This is a genomic window from Microbulbifer maximicatervae (SeqCode), from assembly GCF_052467325.1.
On record NZ_CP174310.1, the window covers coordinates 1,268,226 to 1,284,575 of the forward strand.

Annotated in this window: 12 protein-coding genes; 9 read left to right on the forward strand and 3 right to left on the reverse strand. The window is 44.8% G+C overall.

What is annotated here, in order from left to right:
- The first annotated feature begins 224 nt into the window (after window positions 1–224).
- A complete protein-coding gene (locus tag ACJJIE_RS06020) occupies window positions 225–1,082 on the forward strand; it encodes an urea transporter (RefSeq protein WP_444893917.1) in 858 nt (285 codons plus the stop codon).
- Between the two features lie 21 nt (window positions 1,083–1,103).
- Here the strand turns inward: ACJJIE_RS06020 and ACJJIE_RS06025 are convergent, their stop codons facing one another.
- Window positions 1,104–1,400: an SRPBCC family protein gene (locus tag ACJJIE_RS06025; RefSeq protein ID WP_444893918.1), complete on the reverse strand. Its 297-nt coding sequence runs from the start codon at window positions 1,398–1,400 to the stop codon at window positions 1,104–1,106.
- A 124-nt stretch (window positions 1,401–1,524) separates the two neighbouring features.
- On the opposite strand from ACJJIE_RS06025, the gene ACJJIE_RS06030 reads away from it, so the two are divergent.
- Window positions 1,525–2,421 (forward strand): peroxiredoxin family protein, encoded by an 897-nt coding sequence (locus ACJJIE_RS06030; protein WP_444893919.1) that lies wholly within the window; start codon window positions 1,525–1,527, stop codon window positions 2,419–2,421.
- 302 nt (window positions 2,422–2,723) lie between these two features.
- On the forward strand, window positions 2,724–3,473 hold the full coding sequence (locus ACJJIE_RS06035) for an alpha/beta hydrolase family protein (protein WP_444893920.1): 750 nt from the start codon (window positions 2,724–2,726) through the stop codon (window positions 3,471–3,473).
- Window positions 3,474–3,620: 147 nt separating this feature from the next.
- On the opposite strand, the gene ACJJIE_RS06040 is transcribed toward ACJJIE_RS06035, so the two are convergent.
- The gene (locus tag ACJJIE_RS06040) at window positions 3,621–4,514 is read right to left on the reverse strand and encodes a LysR family transcriptional regulator (RefSeq protein ID WP_444893921.1); all 894 of its coding nucleotides are present in this window, start codon (window positions 4,512–4,514) and stop codon (window positions 3,621–3,623) included.
- Between the two features lie 192 nt (window positions 4,515–4,706).
- Here ACJJIE_RS06040 and ACJJIE_RS06045 point away from each other — a divergent pair, with 192 nt between their 5' ends.
- Both ACJJIE_RS06045 and ACJJIE_RS06050 read left to right on the forward strand, forming a co-directional pair.
- Window positions 4,707–5,369, forward strand: a complete 663-nt coding sequence (locus ACJJIE_RS06045; RefSeq protein WP_282932839.1) for a peroxiredoxin-like family protein — start codon at window positions 4,707–4,709, stop codon at window positions 5,367–5,369.
- A gap of 108 nt (window positions 5,370–5,477) precedes the next feature.
- Window positions 5,478–6,044 carry a carboxymuconolactone decarboxylase family protein gene (locus ACJJIE_RS06050; RefSeq protein ID WP_444893922.1) on the forward strand — a complete coding sequence of 189 codons (567 nt, stop codon included), beginning with the start codon at window positions 5,478–5,480 and terminating at the stop codon, window positions 6,042–6,044.
- 237 nt (window positions 6,045–6,281) lie between these two features.
- Here the strand turns inward: ACJJIE_RS06050 and ACJJIE_RS06055 are convergent, their stop codons facing one another.
- Window positions 6,282–7,175, reverse strand: a complete 894-nt coding sequence (locus tag ACJJIE_RS06055; protein ID WP_444893923.1) for an enoyl-CoA hydratase-related protein — start codon at window positions 7,173–7,175, stop codon at window positions 6,282–6,284.
- A gap of 515 nt (window positions 7,176–7,690) precedes the next feature.
- On the opposite strand from ACJJIE_RS06055, the gene ACJJIE_RS06060 reads away from it, so the two are divergent.
- The 4 genes from ACJJIE_RS06060 to ACJJIE_RS06075 all read left to right on the forward strand — a co-directional run bounded on the left by ACJJIE_RS06060 (window position 7,691) and on the right by ACJJIE_RS06075 (window position 16,230).
- Window positions 7,691–8,119, forward strand: a complete 429-nt coding sequence (locus ACJJIE_RS06060) for a hypothetical protein (RefSeq protein ID WP_444893924.1) — start codon at window positions 7,691–7,693, stop codon at window positions 8,117–8,119.
- 643 nt (window positions 8,120–8,762) lie between these two features.
- Window positions 8,763–14,561: an anti-phage protein ProA gene (gene proA, locus ACJJIE_RS06065; protein WP_444893925.1), complete on the forward strand. Its 5,799-nt coding sequence runs from the start codon at window positions 8,763–8,765 to the stop codon at window positions 14,559–14,561.
- A 171-nt stretch (window positions 14,562–14,732) separates the two neighbouring features.
- Window positions 14,733–14,867 (forward strand): hypothetical protein, encoded by a 135-nt coding sequence (locus tag ACJJIE_RS06070; protein WP_444893926.1) that lies wholly within the window; start codon window positions 14,733–14,735, stop codon window positions 14,865–14,867.
- Window positions 14,868–14,976: 109 nt separating this feature from the next.
- Entirely contained in the window at window positions 14,977–16,230 is a 1,254-nt protein-coding gene (locus ACJJIE_RS06075; RefSeq protein ID WP_444893927.1) for a tyrosine-type recombinase/integrase, read from the forward strand.
- Window positions 16,231–16,350 lie beyond the last annotated feature (120 nt).

Here is a 16,350-nt window from a genome sequence, read left to right on the forward strand (position 1 = left end):
GTAACTGTGTATTGCCCATGGCTTATTCTGGATAACCTAAAGTTAATAGTATATTTATGACCGTGAACAAGTGAGCGGGTAGGGTCAATTACAACTTATTCAGATTAAGAAAGATAATGGATAACCCCTTTGCTAATCTCATACACAATATATTCTAATTTCACTTGGCTCAAAATCTGGCAGCCACACTAACTAATTCGAATTAAGGCTGTAATAGAGATACTATGACAAAGCCAATAACTACAAAACTCGGAAATTGTCTTGTCAGTATCTTCAGAGGAATTAGCCAGGTCATCCTACAAAGAAACGCCTTGAGTGGCTTTCTATTCATACTCGGAGTAACAGTTAACTCTATTACCATGGCTATAGGGGTCACAATTGGGGTTATCAGCGCAACTGCCTGTGCAACTATTCTTAATTACCCCGTAAAACAAATTGAAGACGGACTATTTGGGTACAATGGAGCTTTGATCGGTGTAGTCATATTCTTATTATATGCTCCATCTTTAATGACTGTTTTATTGATTGTCGGTGGAAGTGCTTTAACAGTCTTGATCATGCGCTTTATGCTGCTTAACTTTGTCCTTCCGCCTTATACTGCACCCTACATTCTGGTGATATGGGCTATATGGATATTGGCTCCAGCACTAGATCTAGCGCCAACTGCAGCAATCGTTAACGAAAACACCTCAACCTGGGGGATATTCGAAGGTATTGGTCAAATCATCTTTCAGAACAATGCCATTACAGGTATTTGTTTTTTAATTGGGATTTTTATCTCGAATAAATCTCATGCGTTTTGGAGTATTATTGGTGGAATGCTGGCCACATCACTGGCCATGTTCCTGGCATTATCACCCACTTTAATTCTTGCCGGGCTCTTCGGTTACAATGCATCTTTGAGCGCTATTGCATTATCAAATGGTCGTAAGCGATGGCTAGCCCCACTTGCAGGGAGCATATTAACCGTTCCAATCGCAATGGCTTTTATGAGCGCTGATATTATTGTATTAACCGCACCATTTGTTATCGCTAGCTGGATTATATTTTTGATCCAAAGAAAACTTACATTAACTCATTAATCCAGCCCATTAGAGAAAACACTAGCTCGTGAAAGATTCGGTAAGTACAGCTTCCATTTGACGAATTGATTGAGTCCAACTGACTTTTGCCAGTTTTGCGTAGTCAGTGTTGAGAAGCGTATGTGTCAGAGTAACGATGGTACCAAGCTCAGAGCCCCTGAATGCAACTTCAACCAAAGATGCATTTTCTTGCGACTCGGTGCTGTTTGGCAGATTAAGATTGCAATGCTCGTGGACTTCAAAAACTAATCGCTTCGGCCTGTCAACGCTGCGATACACACCAGACATAACGCAGGAACTGCCGTTTGGAGCAGTCATCTCAAAAGCATTGTATCCGTTTTCGCAACATTGTTTCTCTATTTGAACTAATTATTGAGTCAATGTGATGTACTAGGGTAGATCGCAAGTTTTGGACATTAACCCAACGCTTCAGGAGCTTGAAATGAAAGCAAAACTTATTTTACCAATGATTCTATTAAACATGCTTGGCGGAGTAGGGTCCGGCATCATGATCTATATGTCTGGCGGCGATCCGGTTTGGGTCGGCGCACTTTTAACGACCTTGCCTTTACCATTTTTCTTGATGGTTCTGACAAATGTGTTCAGCATTTCAAGAACATCAGAAAGGCTGCCAGTTATTCAAGCCGTTAACTTTTTAGGAGTTGCACTGGTTGCTTATTCAACTTATTCGAACCAGGCTCCAATGTCCTTGTCTCAGTACGTTCCTATTGCAGCTGCTGCCCTGGGCTTCGTATCCCTTCATTGGTATGTCTGGTCATTCTCCGTTTACAACCGCAGAAAGAGCAAGGCCATATCAAAAGGCCAAAAACTTCCTGAAATGAATTTTAATCGATTAGATAAATCAGGTGTGTCTTCCACTTCTTTTGACGAATCTAAAACACTATTAGTGTTCTTTAGAGCCAACTGGTGCCCATTTTGTATGAACCAGTTAAAAGAAGTGAAGAAGTATGCTGAGACACTTAAGCAATATGATGTGAAGGTAAAGTTTATCTCTAACCAAGGCTACGATAACTCAAGGAAGTTAGCCGACAAGCTTGACCTACCTGGTCATTTTGAAATTCTTCAAGATGACAACTTAATGGGTGCTAAAGCTCTAGGCATTGAAGATATTGGCGGTTCCCCTGCAGGAATGCCTGGGTACCCTAAGGATACCGTTATGGCCACAGTGATAGCACTGGATGAAGATGGTACGGTTATATTCGGTGATGAGACCGACAATTATCGGAGACGCCCAGACCCGACAACGTTTCTGCATGTTTTTGAAGGCTCAAAGCCGCAGACTTTAGATGCTAACCCAACTCTCAAAGGTACCGCCTAGTGAGGTAAAATATCAATCTCTCATAGAGCTTATCGATAGGCCCATGAAGAGTGAAAGATAACTGTCTAGCTAGCAATATTGTCGCAGGCCTGAACCTGGATTAAGTAAATGCCTTAGAACAACCAATATGGATTATATAAAGCCTGAAGATTCTATCGATGCCTAAGCAAATACAGGTCTACCTTATATCAGTTGACATATAAAAGACTATCACATATTTACATACCCCTTTCTATGATAGACAGGGGTTTTTCCTTGTTGAGATTAGAGTATTCTATAAGTAATTGAAATTGGAGAACGTCATGGAGTTTAACTTCCCAAATCGTGATGGCGTAGAATTAAAGGGCAAGTTAGAGGAATCTGTTGGAACCCCAAAGGCTTATGCAATTTTTGCACATTGTTTTACCTGCTCAAAAGATATTATTGCAGCAAGCAATATTTGTAAGTCATTAACCAGTAAAGGGATATCAGTATTAAGGTTTGACTTCACTGGATTGGGTAATAGTGATGGAGATTTTTCCAATACTAATTTTTCATCCAATGTTGATGATTTACTTAGTGCTTACAATGAAATCGAAAACCGCTTCGAGGCACCAAAATTGTTAATTGGGCATAGTTTTGGAGGTGCTGCCGTTTTGAAAGCCGCTGGTATGATAAAGACAGCTAAAGCTGTTGTTACTATAGCTGCTCCAAGTGATGTTAAACACATCCAGCATATGTTTAAAGAGGAACTCGATAGCATCAATAAAACAGGTCAGGCAAGAGTGGTTCTGGCTGGCCGAGAGTTTACGCTAAAGAAGCAATTCATTGATGATATAAATGAAGCAGACGTCTTGGTTAACCTTAAGGAATTAAGGAAAGCGCTGCTAGTAATGCATTCACCACTAGACAGCACTGTTTCAATTGAGCATGCGGCGAAAATATTCGCTGCTGCGAACCATCCTAAAAGTTTTATTTCTTTAGACAAAGCCGATCATTTGCTTATGAAAAAATCAGATGCTGAATATGTCGGTAATGTTATTGGAGCCTGGGTTCAAAGATACATTAATTAATATCGGATGTTACAGAGAGTAATATCGAACTTTGAAGCCTTGCAACAGTAAAGAACCGTCAACTATCGAGAGCTGGGCTGTAAAGAACAATAGAAACAGCACTAGTTGGAATTTAGGTTGCTCCTAGTCCACCTAGTAATCCGGGGCTTAACTCAGTTCCTTTTTTAGAAACTCGATAAAGACTCTGGTCTTTGCCAGCATCGCTCGACCACTGGGAATCAGTGCGCTAACAGGCGGTCCTGGAACTGCTTTCTCTGGGAATAACTCAACAACTTCACTATTTTGAACAGAAAAGCCAAGCGCTTTATCATATACCTGAGCTATTCCCATACCGGCTACCACTGCGTCAATCAGAGTTCGTCCATCTCTGAATATTGCTAGCGGTGAGGGGGAAAATTCAGTAATTGGGCCTCCATCTTCTTGGAACAACCAGCCTCTCAATTTTCCTGTAGGTGCACGGAAAACAAGAGAATCATGCTCCTTTAAATCTTCCAAAGTCTTTGGCATACCCTTTTGTGAAAGATATTCAGGTGAAGCGCACAGGATACGTCTGGTTTCACATATTTTTTTTGCGATAAAAGAACTATCTTCCAGTTCACCAATCCTCACGACGACATCCCATTCACCTCTAATAGCGTCCTCTAGACTGTCTGAAAGAGAGACCTCGACCGTAACCTTGGGATGCAACTGCGTGAACCCCTTTAACGCACTGACAATATTTCGGCCTATGCCTATTGGCAAATTGATACGCAATCGTCCGGCAGGCTCATCCTTTCTGGCATGCAGCAAAAGCCTGGCCTCACTGATTGTTTCTAACGCATGTTTTGCGGCATCTAGAAATATTTTGCCTTCTTCTGTCAGCCTGATACTTCGTGTGGTTCTGTTGAATAGCTTAAGACCCAATTCCTCCTCAAGCTTCTTCACTGCCTTACCAGCGCCTGATTTGGTTGAGTTCAATGATGCCGCCGCTTTTGTAAAGCTTCCATGTTCGGCAACGGCAATAAATACAACTATTTCGTTCAAATGGGCTTGTTGAAACACAGATTGTGTCCCTAATGGATACAATGAGTATCAAAATAGCATGTTTATAGCGCAAATCAAAGTAACTAATCTTCCCAATAGTGGTTTGGCGTAAGTACCTGCATAGAGACCAATTGGAGAATTAGCCAGGTCACATCGAAGGCTTACCCAAAGCTCGCGCTTCCAAACTTTAAACCATTAGAGGAATAGGTTATGTCTCTTCAAGACAAACTAGATGCTTTCAAAGAAGTATTTAAGCAACAGGCCCCGGAAGGAGCATTTGAAGCCTTTGCCAGATCATCCAAGGAGTTGGCTGCTAGTGGCCAAGTTGAACGTTCGATTAAAGTAGGGGAGAAAGTCCCATACTTTACATTGCCAGATTCAGAAGGTAACGACCTTGTCCTGGAAGAACTCCTAGCCAAAGGGCCCGTTATTCTAACGTTCTATCGAGGCGTGTGGTGCCCTTACTGCAATATTGAGCTGCAAGCGTTAGAAGAAGTTGCTGCAGAGATCAAAGCGCGTGGCGCAACCCTGGTTGCTATTTCCATGCAGGGGCCCGCTGAAAGCCGCAAATCTCAGAGGGATAACAAGCTAAGCTTCCCAATTCTGACTGATCAAAGTGGAAAACTTGCTGAAGAGTTTGGTATCCGCTGGACATTACAACCTTATGTAATTGAGTTCCACAAGATGTTCAAAGTCGAACTCCCGACCATCCATCGTGACGGCGCGTGGAACTTACCTATGCCTGCAAGATATGTCATAGATACCGATGGAACAATCGCATATGCGGAGGTGAATCCTGACTATACACGTCGCCCCGAACCCAGCGACTTATTTCCCGTACTTGAAAAGCTGAGTCAGTCTACAACTGCATAGTATGTAAACACCTCCACCTCTTTAGCGCTGACTAGCGCCAAAGAGGTGGAAGCACTCAATGTAAATCGATATCGAGCACCGTAAAACCCAACTTATATGGTAAGACTCATGGTCAATTTTACACGTTACACAATTGAAACAGCGCCAGAAGCCTCTAAGCCCACTCTAGAAGCCGCTAAAAAGAAAATGGGATTTGTACCCAATCTAATGGCAACCATGGCCGAATCACCTGTAATGGTGGAGAGCTACCTAACACTTATGGGATTATTCGATAAATCTCGCTTGAGCGAAACAGAGCGAGAGATAATCCTGATGACAAACAGCCGCCTAAACGGTTGCACCTACTGCATGGCTGCGCATACCGCAGTTTGCAAAATGGCCGGTGTAGATGAAAATCTCATCAAGGCGCTGCGTAGTGGCAAAAAACTCGATGATCCTAAACTCGAAGCGCTCCGAGCATTCAGTGTCATTATCAATGAGAAACGTGGATGGGCTACAGAAGAGGAGGTTGAGGCGTTTCTTGCAGCAGGTTATACGAAAGAGACAGTTCTAGAGGTGATAGTTGGAACCAGTCTAAAAGTACTCTCGAATTACTCTACCCACAATCTGAATGTCAGTCTCGATGATGCGTTTTTGCCAATGGCCTGGAGTAAGGATATGGATTCGAATGGTTGAGCGTAACAGCAAATAAAAAACATGCATCCGATTCATGCGTCTAATAAAGACTGGGCCTTGGGAAGAGGGCGCCTGTCCAGATCATAAAAGTGACGATAAGAACCCCACTGATTCACCAAAGTAATGAGGCCCATATAGCCACTATGGGCCTCTACTATATTGTCCGAGATATTCGTGGTATCTAAGCCCCTAAACAATACATCCTCTTGAATACAGCCTTCTTTTGGCTTATCACAATTACTCCATTTCGCTACGAATAATGCCGGGTGTTTTGGCTTGTCCCCGTACTCGGTCAGGATGATCGCGCTCGTTAAAACGCCTCAAGCCTTCGGACAGCTCTTCTTTGGATTCAGAGTCGCTGAATAATCGGTTAAAGCACTCAGCCTCAATTCGTAGACCTTCATCAAGATCCTTTCCATAACCACGGATGGCAGCTTCTTTATCAGAGTGAATCGCTGGCTGGGGAAGGGTGGAGATATACTGTGCTAACTCTACGGCACGATCTAATGCGGCTCCCTTTGGCACCACTTCGTTGGCCAACCCAATGCGATAAGCTTCTTTAGCATCAATAACTTTTCCCGTGATGATTAACTCCAGCGCTCGCCCCATACCAACAATACGCGGCAAACGCTGAGTACCACCATCGGCTAGGCCGATATTCCAACGACGACAAGTCATTCCAAAGGATGCGTGCTCTTCTACAATCCGCATATCGGCAAAACATGCCCACTCAAAGCCACCCGCATAAGCAATTCCGTTCACAGCCGCAATGATAGGCTTATAAATATCGGTCCAGCGGGATGGACCTATAATACCTGGAGCTTCTCCTCGGTTATGCCGGGCAATATCAGCGGGCTCTACAGGACATAAAACAGCCACGTCAGGATCGGGGTGATTAGTGGGTTCGGTTGCAGCAAGATTGCTTTTCAAATCACCCCCTGCACAAAATGCAGAATCGCCAGCGCCGGTGATTACCGCAACTTTAGCTCCGTCATCGGTACGAAAACGATCGAATGCATCCACCAGCTCGCGGTGAGCACGTGTCCCAATGCAATTCTTAACTTCCGGGCGGTTAAGGGTAATGATGGTTACTGGACCATCTTTTTCGTATTTAATGTGATGATATTCCATGTCATAAGACCTTTATCATTTGGCATCGAAGTAATATTTAAAATCCACCCTGATACATCAAATGAGAATTTAATCCCGGTGCCGATTAATATTTTATCAACATATACCGCAATAAATTAGTACAAATGAACCCTTTACAGTTAATAAAACTTTATCTGCTAACACAATGAAATCCTGAGCTTTTCCTCCTGCAATGATTAGATTCAGCACCTGAATCAAACTTGGAGACCTTACAAATTTCTGAGGATTGGGAATTATTGCGCTGCCAATAGGGTTGTCAACCTAGATACGTGGCGAGCTAGTATATAAAATCCAGCCAGATATCAATACAAAGCCTGATGAAGCATTAAGTGTTGCGCTAAAGTACCTAGATGACAATCGGCTGTAACCCCGTGTCAGATAATTTATAACGAAAAGGGTGGGCACAACCCACCCAAACACATGTGACTCAACGGCAAAGTGGCTCATTCAAATTTAAGTGTGCATTGGAAAGGGCAATTAATTGAGGATAATAAATGGGTCCTGTTATTAGATTTCCTGTGGTGTGCTTTTTAAATGGAAAAATTACAGTGCACACAAAGAGTAGCTTCAAAGCATTAGGGGCTCGTTTTTTGGACGAGCAGACATTTGTCACTCTGGAGAATCGGCGATCAAAAGCAAAAGATGGTTGGATACTTGACTCTAGCGGGAAGTTTGTACCTTTATCTCATAGCGGCAATTTGCGAGAATGGGCTCGTCCTATTTCCTTCCTCTGGAATGCAGTGTTGACTAAGTACCAAGCTAATATCGAGGGGGCTGTGAAGGTAGGCTTTGTACTGAAAGACTTAGATTCGATGTCCAAATCCTCGCCGGGAAAGCTTGGGATGGATTTCAAAAGATTTCTAAGTAAGTATGAGTCTGACCAGTATATTACTAGTGATATACTGAAAGAATGGCCCCTTTAGTTTGATATTTCCTTGTGAGCCTCACACGTCAAATATACTCTATTAATATATTTTGACCCTCTCCAATGAAGTTCCCTCTAAAGCTAGCAATATCGAAATGATTCAAATCAAGACTAAATATGTATAGTGGAAACATTTAAAAAAATTTTTTTGTGTTGACTCCTAAATACGATTAAATATAGAGGCTAATCACCTCTAACAACTTGGAGATGCACCAGTTACTGACCGGTTTTTAACGGCTATTTTCTGATCTCCATCAATTGTGTCAGGCAAAATAGAGGCGCATAATGGCGCTTGGACTCCACCACGGACCAAGGCGAAATGATACACAAACGGCACAGCAACAGCGGTTTTTCAACCCCTCAATCCAACCAACTCTTTCACCCCGCGGAAGCGTCAGTGGTAGCCTTTCCGATTCAGTCCGTACTCATTGAATGGGATTACACAGCGGTCAATCAGGTAGTAGGACCGAAAAGCCCTGGTAGTAGCGACCTCCATGCGGCTTGCATTGATATGGCTCATTAAATGAACTGCCACTGCGGCAGTATTTGATCGAACTGCGGTTGCGGTATAACAATAAGTTTTTAGCAAAATATTCTGAAAGAAAAGTTCTGACATGAATTCTACGAATACGGATGAACCAATGGCATCTGAGCCCGCCGTTCAGTTAAAGATAGATCAATTATCCACCTTCTCATTGGCCGCACAACAAAATGCGTATCCAATATTCAGGTCAATTAGCTTGTACGCGCCAACCGCGCCCGAAGAGCCAGTGGAAAATGCACCAGTCGCACTATTAAAGAACTTGGTTGTCACGCTACGTTCGGATCCCGAAATCTTCGCTCCAGAAGAATGGTCTATCGATGAAATTCGTCCAGGACAAGCGATCTCGCTTCAAAAACGCCCGCTCAACGTGCCGCATGACTTGTTGTTTAATTTAACAGAAGAAATGAAGGTTTCCGTTTCACTTTCAGTCAATTTACGAGACAACACTGATGAGGCCTTAACGACTTCTAGATTTATCATTGAGGTCCTTCCCGCTAACTTTTGGGGCGGGGAGAGTAGACAGCCAGACCTGTTGGCTGCCTTCGTGAAACCCAACGGGCTGTATGTTGAATCTTTATTACGGCAAGTGGCGGAAATGCTGGAAAACGGTGGCCACGGAAGAAGCATCGATGGCTACCAATCTAATACTCGTGAAAAGCCCTACATGATGGCCGCCGCATTATGGAACGTTATATTCGCTCAACGAATTGCCTACGTTACACCACCGCAGGGTTTTGCCAGGCACGGACAACGTATACGGCTAGCCGCTGACATCAGCGCCTCTAAAATTGCGGCCTGCCTTGACACATCGCTGCTTTTTGCCAGCTGCCTAGAAGCGATGGGCCTAAATCCGGTAGTAGCGATAACGAAAAATCACGCATTCGTTGGTGTCTGGCTGATCGATGAGCATTTTCCTGTTTTAACCAATGATGATCCCATGGATCTACGTAAACGTATTGATGCACGCGATTTAGTACTTTTTGAAAGCACGCTTGTCACTAATGATTCGCCTGTGACCTTTGAGCAGTCTAAGGAGCACGCACGGAACCTAGTTAGCGAGGACAAAGAGGTCGACTTCGTCTATTTGATTGATATCAAACAGGCCCGTGCGAGAAAGATTAAGCCAATTTCCACCATTGAAGAACAGCTGGAGGAAAAGCCTTCCGACTCAGATACAGCGCTAAGCTTACCGATTATTCCGCCGCTTCCTCCGGTCAGAGCGGATGAACAAGTTATCGATGAAACACCAGATACACGTATTGATACTTGGCAAAGGAAGCTGCTTGATCTAACAAAACGCAATTCATTGTTGTCATTAAAAGACCGCGCTGTGGCAATAAAGCTCTACTGTCCTGATATCGGTGCAATGGAGGATAGTCTCGCTGACGGCGCGTCGTTCAAATTCCTATCTTCAGAAGAAAGTCCTCTCAATGACAGGGAACGCAGTGGAGAGACCTTTCGTCTACAGGCTGGGTCCGATATTCATCGGGAATACGCTTTAGAGCAGCTCAACAAGCATGTTCTCCTTGCCAACATGTCCAGGAAGAAACTCGAGCAAAATGCAGTCAATCTTCTTCGGAAGGCTAAGAATGATCTAGAGGAGGGCGGGTCTAACACGCTATATCTGGCTTTGGGCATGCTGCGCTGGAAGGAGAATCCGGAGGATGATCGTTCATACCGAGCCCCCTTAATCCTGATCCCGGCAGAACTTACACGTAGCAGTGCGAGAGCACCCGTCAAAGTTCGTCAGTTACCTGATGAAAGCCCGATCTTTAATATGACGCTCATTGAGTTTCTGAACACTGAGCACAATATAGACCTGAATCAGTTCAGAGAATCTATGCCTGAAGATGAGTCCGGTGTAGATGTGGCTCTTGTCTGGAACACAGTACGTGCAGCGATTGCTGAACAACCTGGGTTTGAAGTTGTCGAAGAGTTGGTGCTAGCGTCGTTTTCCTTTGCGAAATATCTAATGTGGATGGATCTGAAAGATCGCCTCGACGACTTGAAAGATAACCCTTTTGTTAAACACCTCGTTGACCATCCCCAGGATGCATATGTTCAGGACGCCAGCTTCGTTCTAAGGGATGAAGTTGATGAGAAGGTCGATCCCGAAAAGGTATTCACACCCCTCAACTGCGACAGCTCCCAATTAGTTGCGGTAGAGGCCTCTGGTAGACCCCAAGATTTCGTGCTTGAAGGCCCTCCTGGCACAGGTAAATCGGAAACCATTGCAAATATCATTTGCCACAATCTTGCACTCGGTAGAAAGGTACTATTTGTCGCTGAGAAAATGGCGGCCCTAAACGTTGTTTATCGGCGCATGGAAAAGGTTGGACTCGACCATTTGTGCCTCGAGCTACACAGTAATAAAGCCAATAAAAAAGCCGTGTTGGAACAGCTGAGGATGGCTACCGATAAACGCGACGAGTCGCAGAGCGCCGGATGGGTTGATTCCGTTCGAGCACTCAAAGAGAAACGAGATAAACTCAATGGTTTTGTAAAGGTACTTCACAAAAAATCGATATATGGCATCTCCGCTCGTGATGCGATTGCTAGAGATGTGCGTTACAAAGACAAACATTCACTAAGTATTAATTGGCCCCTTGGATTCAACAGTGCACCAGTTAACAGCCAAGAAAAGCTAGATGATATGCTGGCTGCAGTTAAAGAGTCTGCATTGGCGTATAACGATATATCCCGCTTGGATCCTACACCGTTTCGTATAATCCTCGCAAAAAGCTGGTCTAACGCGTGGCAAAACCAGGTTTTGGACTGTTTAAACCGATATCAAACATCGCTCAACGAAGTCTACCGTTCTGCAGCGACTCTTGTATCCAGCTTCAACCTTAAACTGCCGGAAAACACACCGCACAATCTTGTTCGTGCCAATCAGCTAGCAAACCTCGTTGAGCTAGCCGAATCAAACTCCCTCGGCTATATCGTTAAACGAGGCGTGAAAGAATCGTTAGACGATCTAGAAGAATTAAGCAGAGCTAAAGCCTCATTTGATAAAGCCCTCGATACTATAGAGTATAAGGTTACAGCAGAAATGCTAGCTAAAAGCCCTGTATCCGAATGGGTGGAAATGTACGAGGAAGCCAAAGAGAGTTGGTTTAAGCGGGTCTTGGTCAAATTCAAGATAAACGGGGCAGTGAAAAAGCTCGGATACTCGAAATTCAGCGACCTTGACGTCCTTCCTGATCTGGGAAAAGCTGCTGCACTTCAAGAGGACATAAACTCCCTTAAAGGCCAGTTCGAATCTGACAACATCTGGCATGGCTGGGAGACCAGCTCTGAAAGTCTTCAACAGTCAGCATCAATAGGAAAATCAGCGTATCACGCTCTGGTCGACGCAGTAGCGCTAACCGACGATCCTGCCGTCTTGCTTACTGCGATTAAGTCAAGGCTAGTTGATGGACGTGATTTTCTCGAAAGCTCTAAAATTTTAAAACAGAAACATGAGTTTAAACAGTACTGGTCAACCTACAAGGCCATAGCTGAAGAAGCTGAAAAACTAGAGCTTTCGTTTGATGAAAACGCCACGTTAGAAGAAGTAACACCAGCTATTGAGCAGCTGCTCACTGGAGCAGTCAAATTCAAGGCGTGGAGTGAATGGCTTTCTGCGAAAGAAGAACTGTCACGTTACAAGCTCGATAATCTCACCAAAGATCTAGAAGCCAGAACTATTCTGTCGGACGATGCTGAAGATCAAGCTCTCACGGCATTCTGTCGCTGGTTGGCGCCACAGCTGATCGATCAGAGTGAAGAGTTGCGGCAGTTTAAGGCCTCTACACATGAGCAATTGATTGATGACTTCCGAAAGCTCGACGAAGAAGTTTCCATAACAACCAGTGACTATGTGGCAGCGATCGCAGCAAAGGCGATTCCAGATCCATTCGCCAAAAGTAGCCCTAAAGAATTTGGGCTATTGGCCAGGGAGCTGCAGAAAAAAACACGCCATAAGCCAGTACGCTCATTATTCAATGAAATGGGCGGGCGATTACTGGACCTATGTCCCTGTATGATGATGTCACCATTGTCAGTTGCCCAATTTTTACCCTCAGATTTTAACGGTTTTGATTTGGTCGTTTTTGATGAAGCATCGCAGATGACTACGTGGGATTCAGTAGGGGCAATTGCCCGAGGGAAAAATGTGATTGTGGTCGGTGACCCTAAACAGATGCCGCCGACCAGCTTCTTTAGTGGGGCAGTGAATGTAGATGATCCAGATGAAGAAGACCTTGAATCTATTCTGGATCAGGCTCTAGCCGCACGACTGCCTCATTTGAGACTGAAGGGACACTATAGAAGCCGGCACGAAACACTTATTGCCTTCTCCAACAGTAAGTATTACGAGAACTCGCTCGTTACATATCCATCGTCCGACACCAAGCAGTCTGCAGTTACACTACATCGTGTAAATGGCGTTTATTCAAAAGGTAAAGGAAGGAACAATCCTATTGAAGCGGCAGCAGTCGTTGATGAAATTGTTCGACGTTTGACCAATCCTGCAAACACTTCCCAGACTATCGGCGTCGTAACTCTGAATACCGAGCAACAGCGAACAGTAGAAGATTTACTGGATGATGCCCGTAGAAAACATCCCCACATAGAACCATATTTTCAGTCTACTGATACTTATGATGGAGTTTTTGTTAAGAACCTGGAGTCTGTGCAGGGTGATGAACGTGACATTATTATCCTCAGCCTGGGCTACGGACCTACCGAAGCACATGGCCGAACGATGAGTATGAACTTTGGGCCATTGAATAAGTCCGGTGGCGAACGCCGTTTAAATGTAGCGATCACAAGGGCTACCAGTGAAGTACTGATATTCTCGAGTTTTGACTCTTCAATGATTGATCTTAGCCGTACGTCGGCATTGGCAGTTGAACATCTAAAACACTATTTAGAATTTGCTGAGAAGGGGCCTATTGCTCTAGCAGAGCAAGCGACCGCAGATTATGGGGTAGACCAATTCGATAGCGATTTTGAGCAATCTGTAGCCTGGGCACTACGAGATAAGGGGTGGAGGGTTCAAACTCAGATTGGAGTTAGTAAGTTCAGAATTGATTTAGGAATAATACATCCAGACCATCCAGGTGTTTATTTGGCAGGCGTTGAGTGTGATGGAGCAACGTATCACGGATCTCCTTCAGCAAGAGATCGTGATCGAGTGCGTCACGCTATTCTCGAAAACCTTGGGTGGCGATTAGTAAGACTGTGGTCTACAGACTATTTTCAAGATCCAGAAGAGGCGATCGATAAAATTGATCGCAGGTTAAATGAAATACTAGAAGAGGACAGAAGGTCAGCCCCAGGCGACGAGCAGATTAGCCCAGCTAACAATGAACCTGTGGATGATATTTTGACAGAAGAGGCTGAGCGTGTAGAAGAGACGATATCATCCGACGAATATAGCCATTTGCGCTACTTCGACGATGACCACAAGGAAACACTTGTGGGTATAGCAAAATCAATTCTATCCCAGAAAAATGGTATTACACTTCATGAATTGGCACTTGATATTGCCAACCTGCATGGCCTATCAAGGACAAGTAAAAAACAGCTCAAGCACATATTTGAATTGCTCACCCCCTGGGCAGGAATTAAAAGAGATAACATTCATAAGCCTGTAGTTTGGCTATCCCCGAATGACATCGTCGATGAAATCCCATGGCGAGGGCTCGCACCTTGGGAAGAGGAGAGGGACTGGGCAGAAATACCTCATCCTGAAGCCTTGGGACTTGCTCGATTGGCCATTGAAAAATCGCCCGAGAATCCTGTCGAATACATATGCAATGAATTCCGATTGAAACGCCGACACTCTAAGACGCTACAGCAGTTTCAGGCATGGGTTGACGAGGTTACTGAAGAGTTAACTGTGAACTAGCTGAACGCGTTCATAAGGCTTTCTTATGACTCAGGCAATGGAGCTGGAATCTTGCTAGATAACCCAGCTCCGTTTGACGTGCATCGCTAACGAAATTCAGCCGCTCCGGCAGCTTCTCGCGAGCATAAACACCGACCTGGTTAACCGGAACCAAAACAAACGGAGAGGGTTATGGTAGTACTACAGGGGATTATCGGGGAGCTGGAATGTACCCAGATTCGACCCGAGCACCGCAACCAAGCATTCCCACAGCAAGGAGATACGTGGATATCGGAAAAAACCGTCAAGAAAAAATTGAAAACCTGAGGGGGTTCAAGGGGTTACGATATTTCCGATATTTGTGAATATCGGATATTTTATAAATACCCGTTTTTCCGTATAATTTGCAGCATTCCAACAACAACTCCATATTTCTATGTCTGCTTCCAACCGGCCACCAGCACCAATCATCGACAACCTGAACAATCTTGAGAATCCATTCCGCTGCACCAGCTTTTCAGCTAGCCGTTATCTCAGCAAGCAGATTCCTGGTGCTGATACCGATCTGGAGTTCACGCTTAAGTTTCTTTACAGCTATAACGGCAGCCAGGCAACGTTTAACAGCTACCGCCGTGAACTTGAGCGCTTGCTGCAATGGGCGTGGCGCATTAAAGAAGTTTCAATAATGACTCTGAAGCGCGAACACATTGAGGAGTTTGTGCAGTTTTGCATTGAGCCGCCAATTGCCTGGATCGGAACTAAGAATGTTGCCAGATTCAAAACACAGAATGGCGAGCGTGTTGTGAATGCCGATTGGCGGCCATTCGTAGTCAGTGTGTCCAAAGTTGAGTTTCGTGCTGGCAAGACGGCTTCTCCCAAGGAGTTCCGGCCATCCCAGGCAGCGATCAAATGCATCTTTACTGCATTGTCATCCTTCTTCGATTTTCTCTATCAAGAAGGCTTGGTTCCAGCCAACCCTGTGGCACTGATTCGCCAGAAAAGTAAGTTTGTTCGACGTGAGCAACAAAGCCAGGTTGTGCGCCGAATCAGCAACTTGCAGTGGGACTATGTCCTGGAGACTGCTGAGATCATGGCCGAGACATCACCAACAGATCACGAGCGAACTTTATTCATTATGAACGCCCTATTCGCTATGTATTTGCGAATCTCTGAGTTGGTTGCGGATGAAAGATCGGCACCAGTTATGGGTGATTTCAAGAAAGATCGCGACGGAAACTGGTGGTTTCACGTTACGGGTAAAGGTAACAAAGGCCGGGCGATCACTGTTTGCGACCAAATGTTGAAGGCCTTGAAGCGCTACAGAAATTATTTGCAGCTCCCTACTCTGCCCAGCTTTAATGAGCAGACACCTCTGGTGCACAAGTCCCGTGGCAAGGGACCGGTTACCAGTACCCGACAGGTTCGCCTGATTGTTCAAAACTGCTTTGATGCTGCCCACCAACGGATGGTTGAAGAAGGCTTAGGGGAAGATGCTGAAGATCTTAAGGCTGCCACTGTGCACTGGCTCCGCCATACGGGTATTTCTGAAGATGTGAAGTACCGCCCCCGCGAGCATGTGCGCGATGATGCGGGCCATGCAAGTATGGCTACGACCGATCGCTACATTGATTCCGATATGCGGGAGCGGCATGAAAGTGGGCGGAGTAAGCGGGTAAAGGAGGAGCGGTAATACTACCGCCCTACCCTCATGTAAATGAAATAGCTTGACCCATAAAAGATACGATATATCATTGCACACAATCTGATTAACCTAGTACACATGGATGAATACTCAGAGTGTGGAGAGACT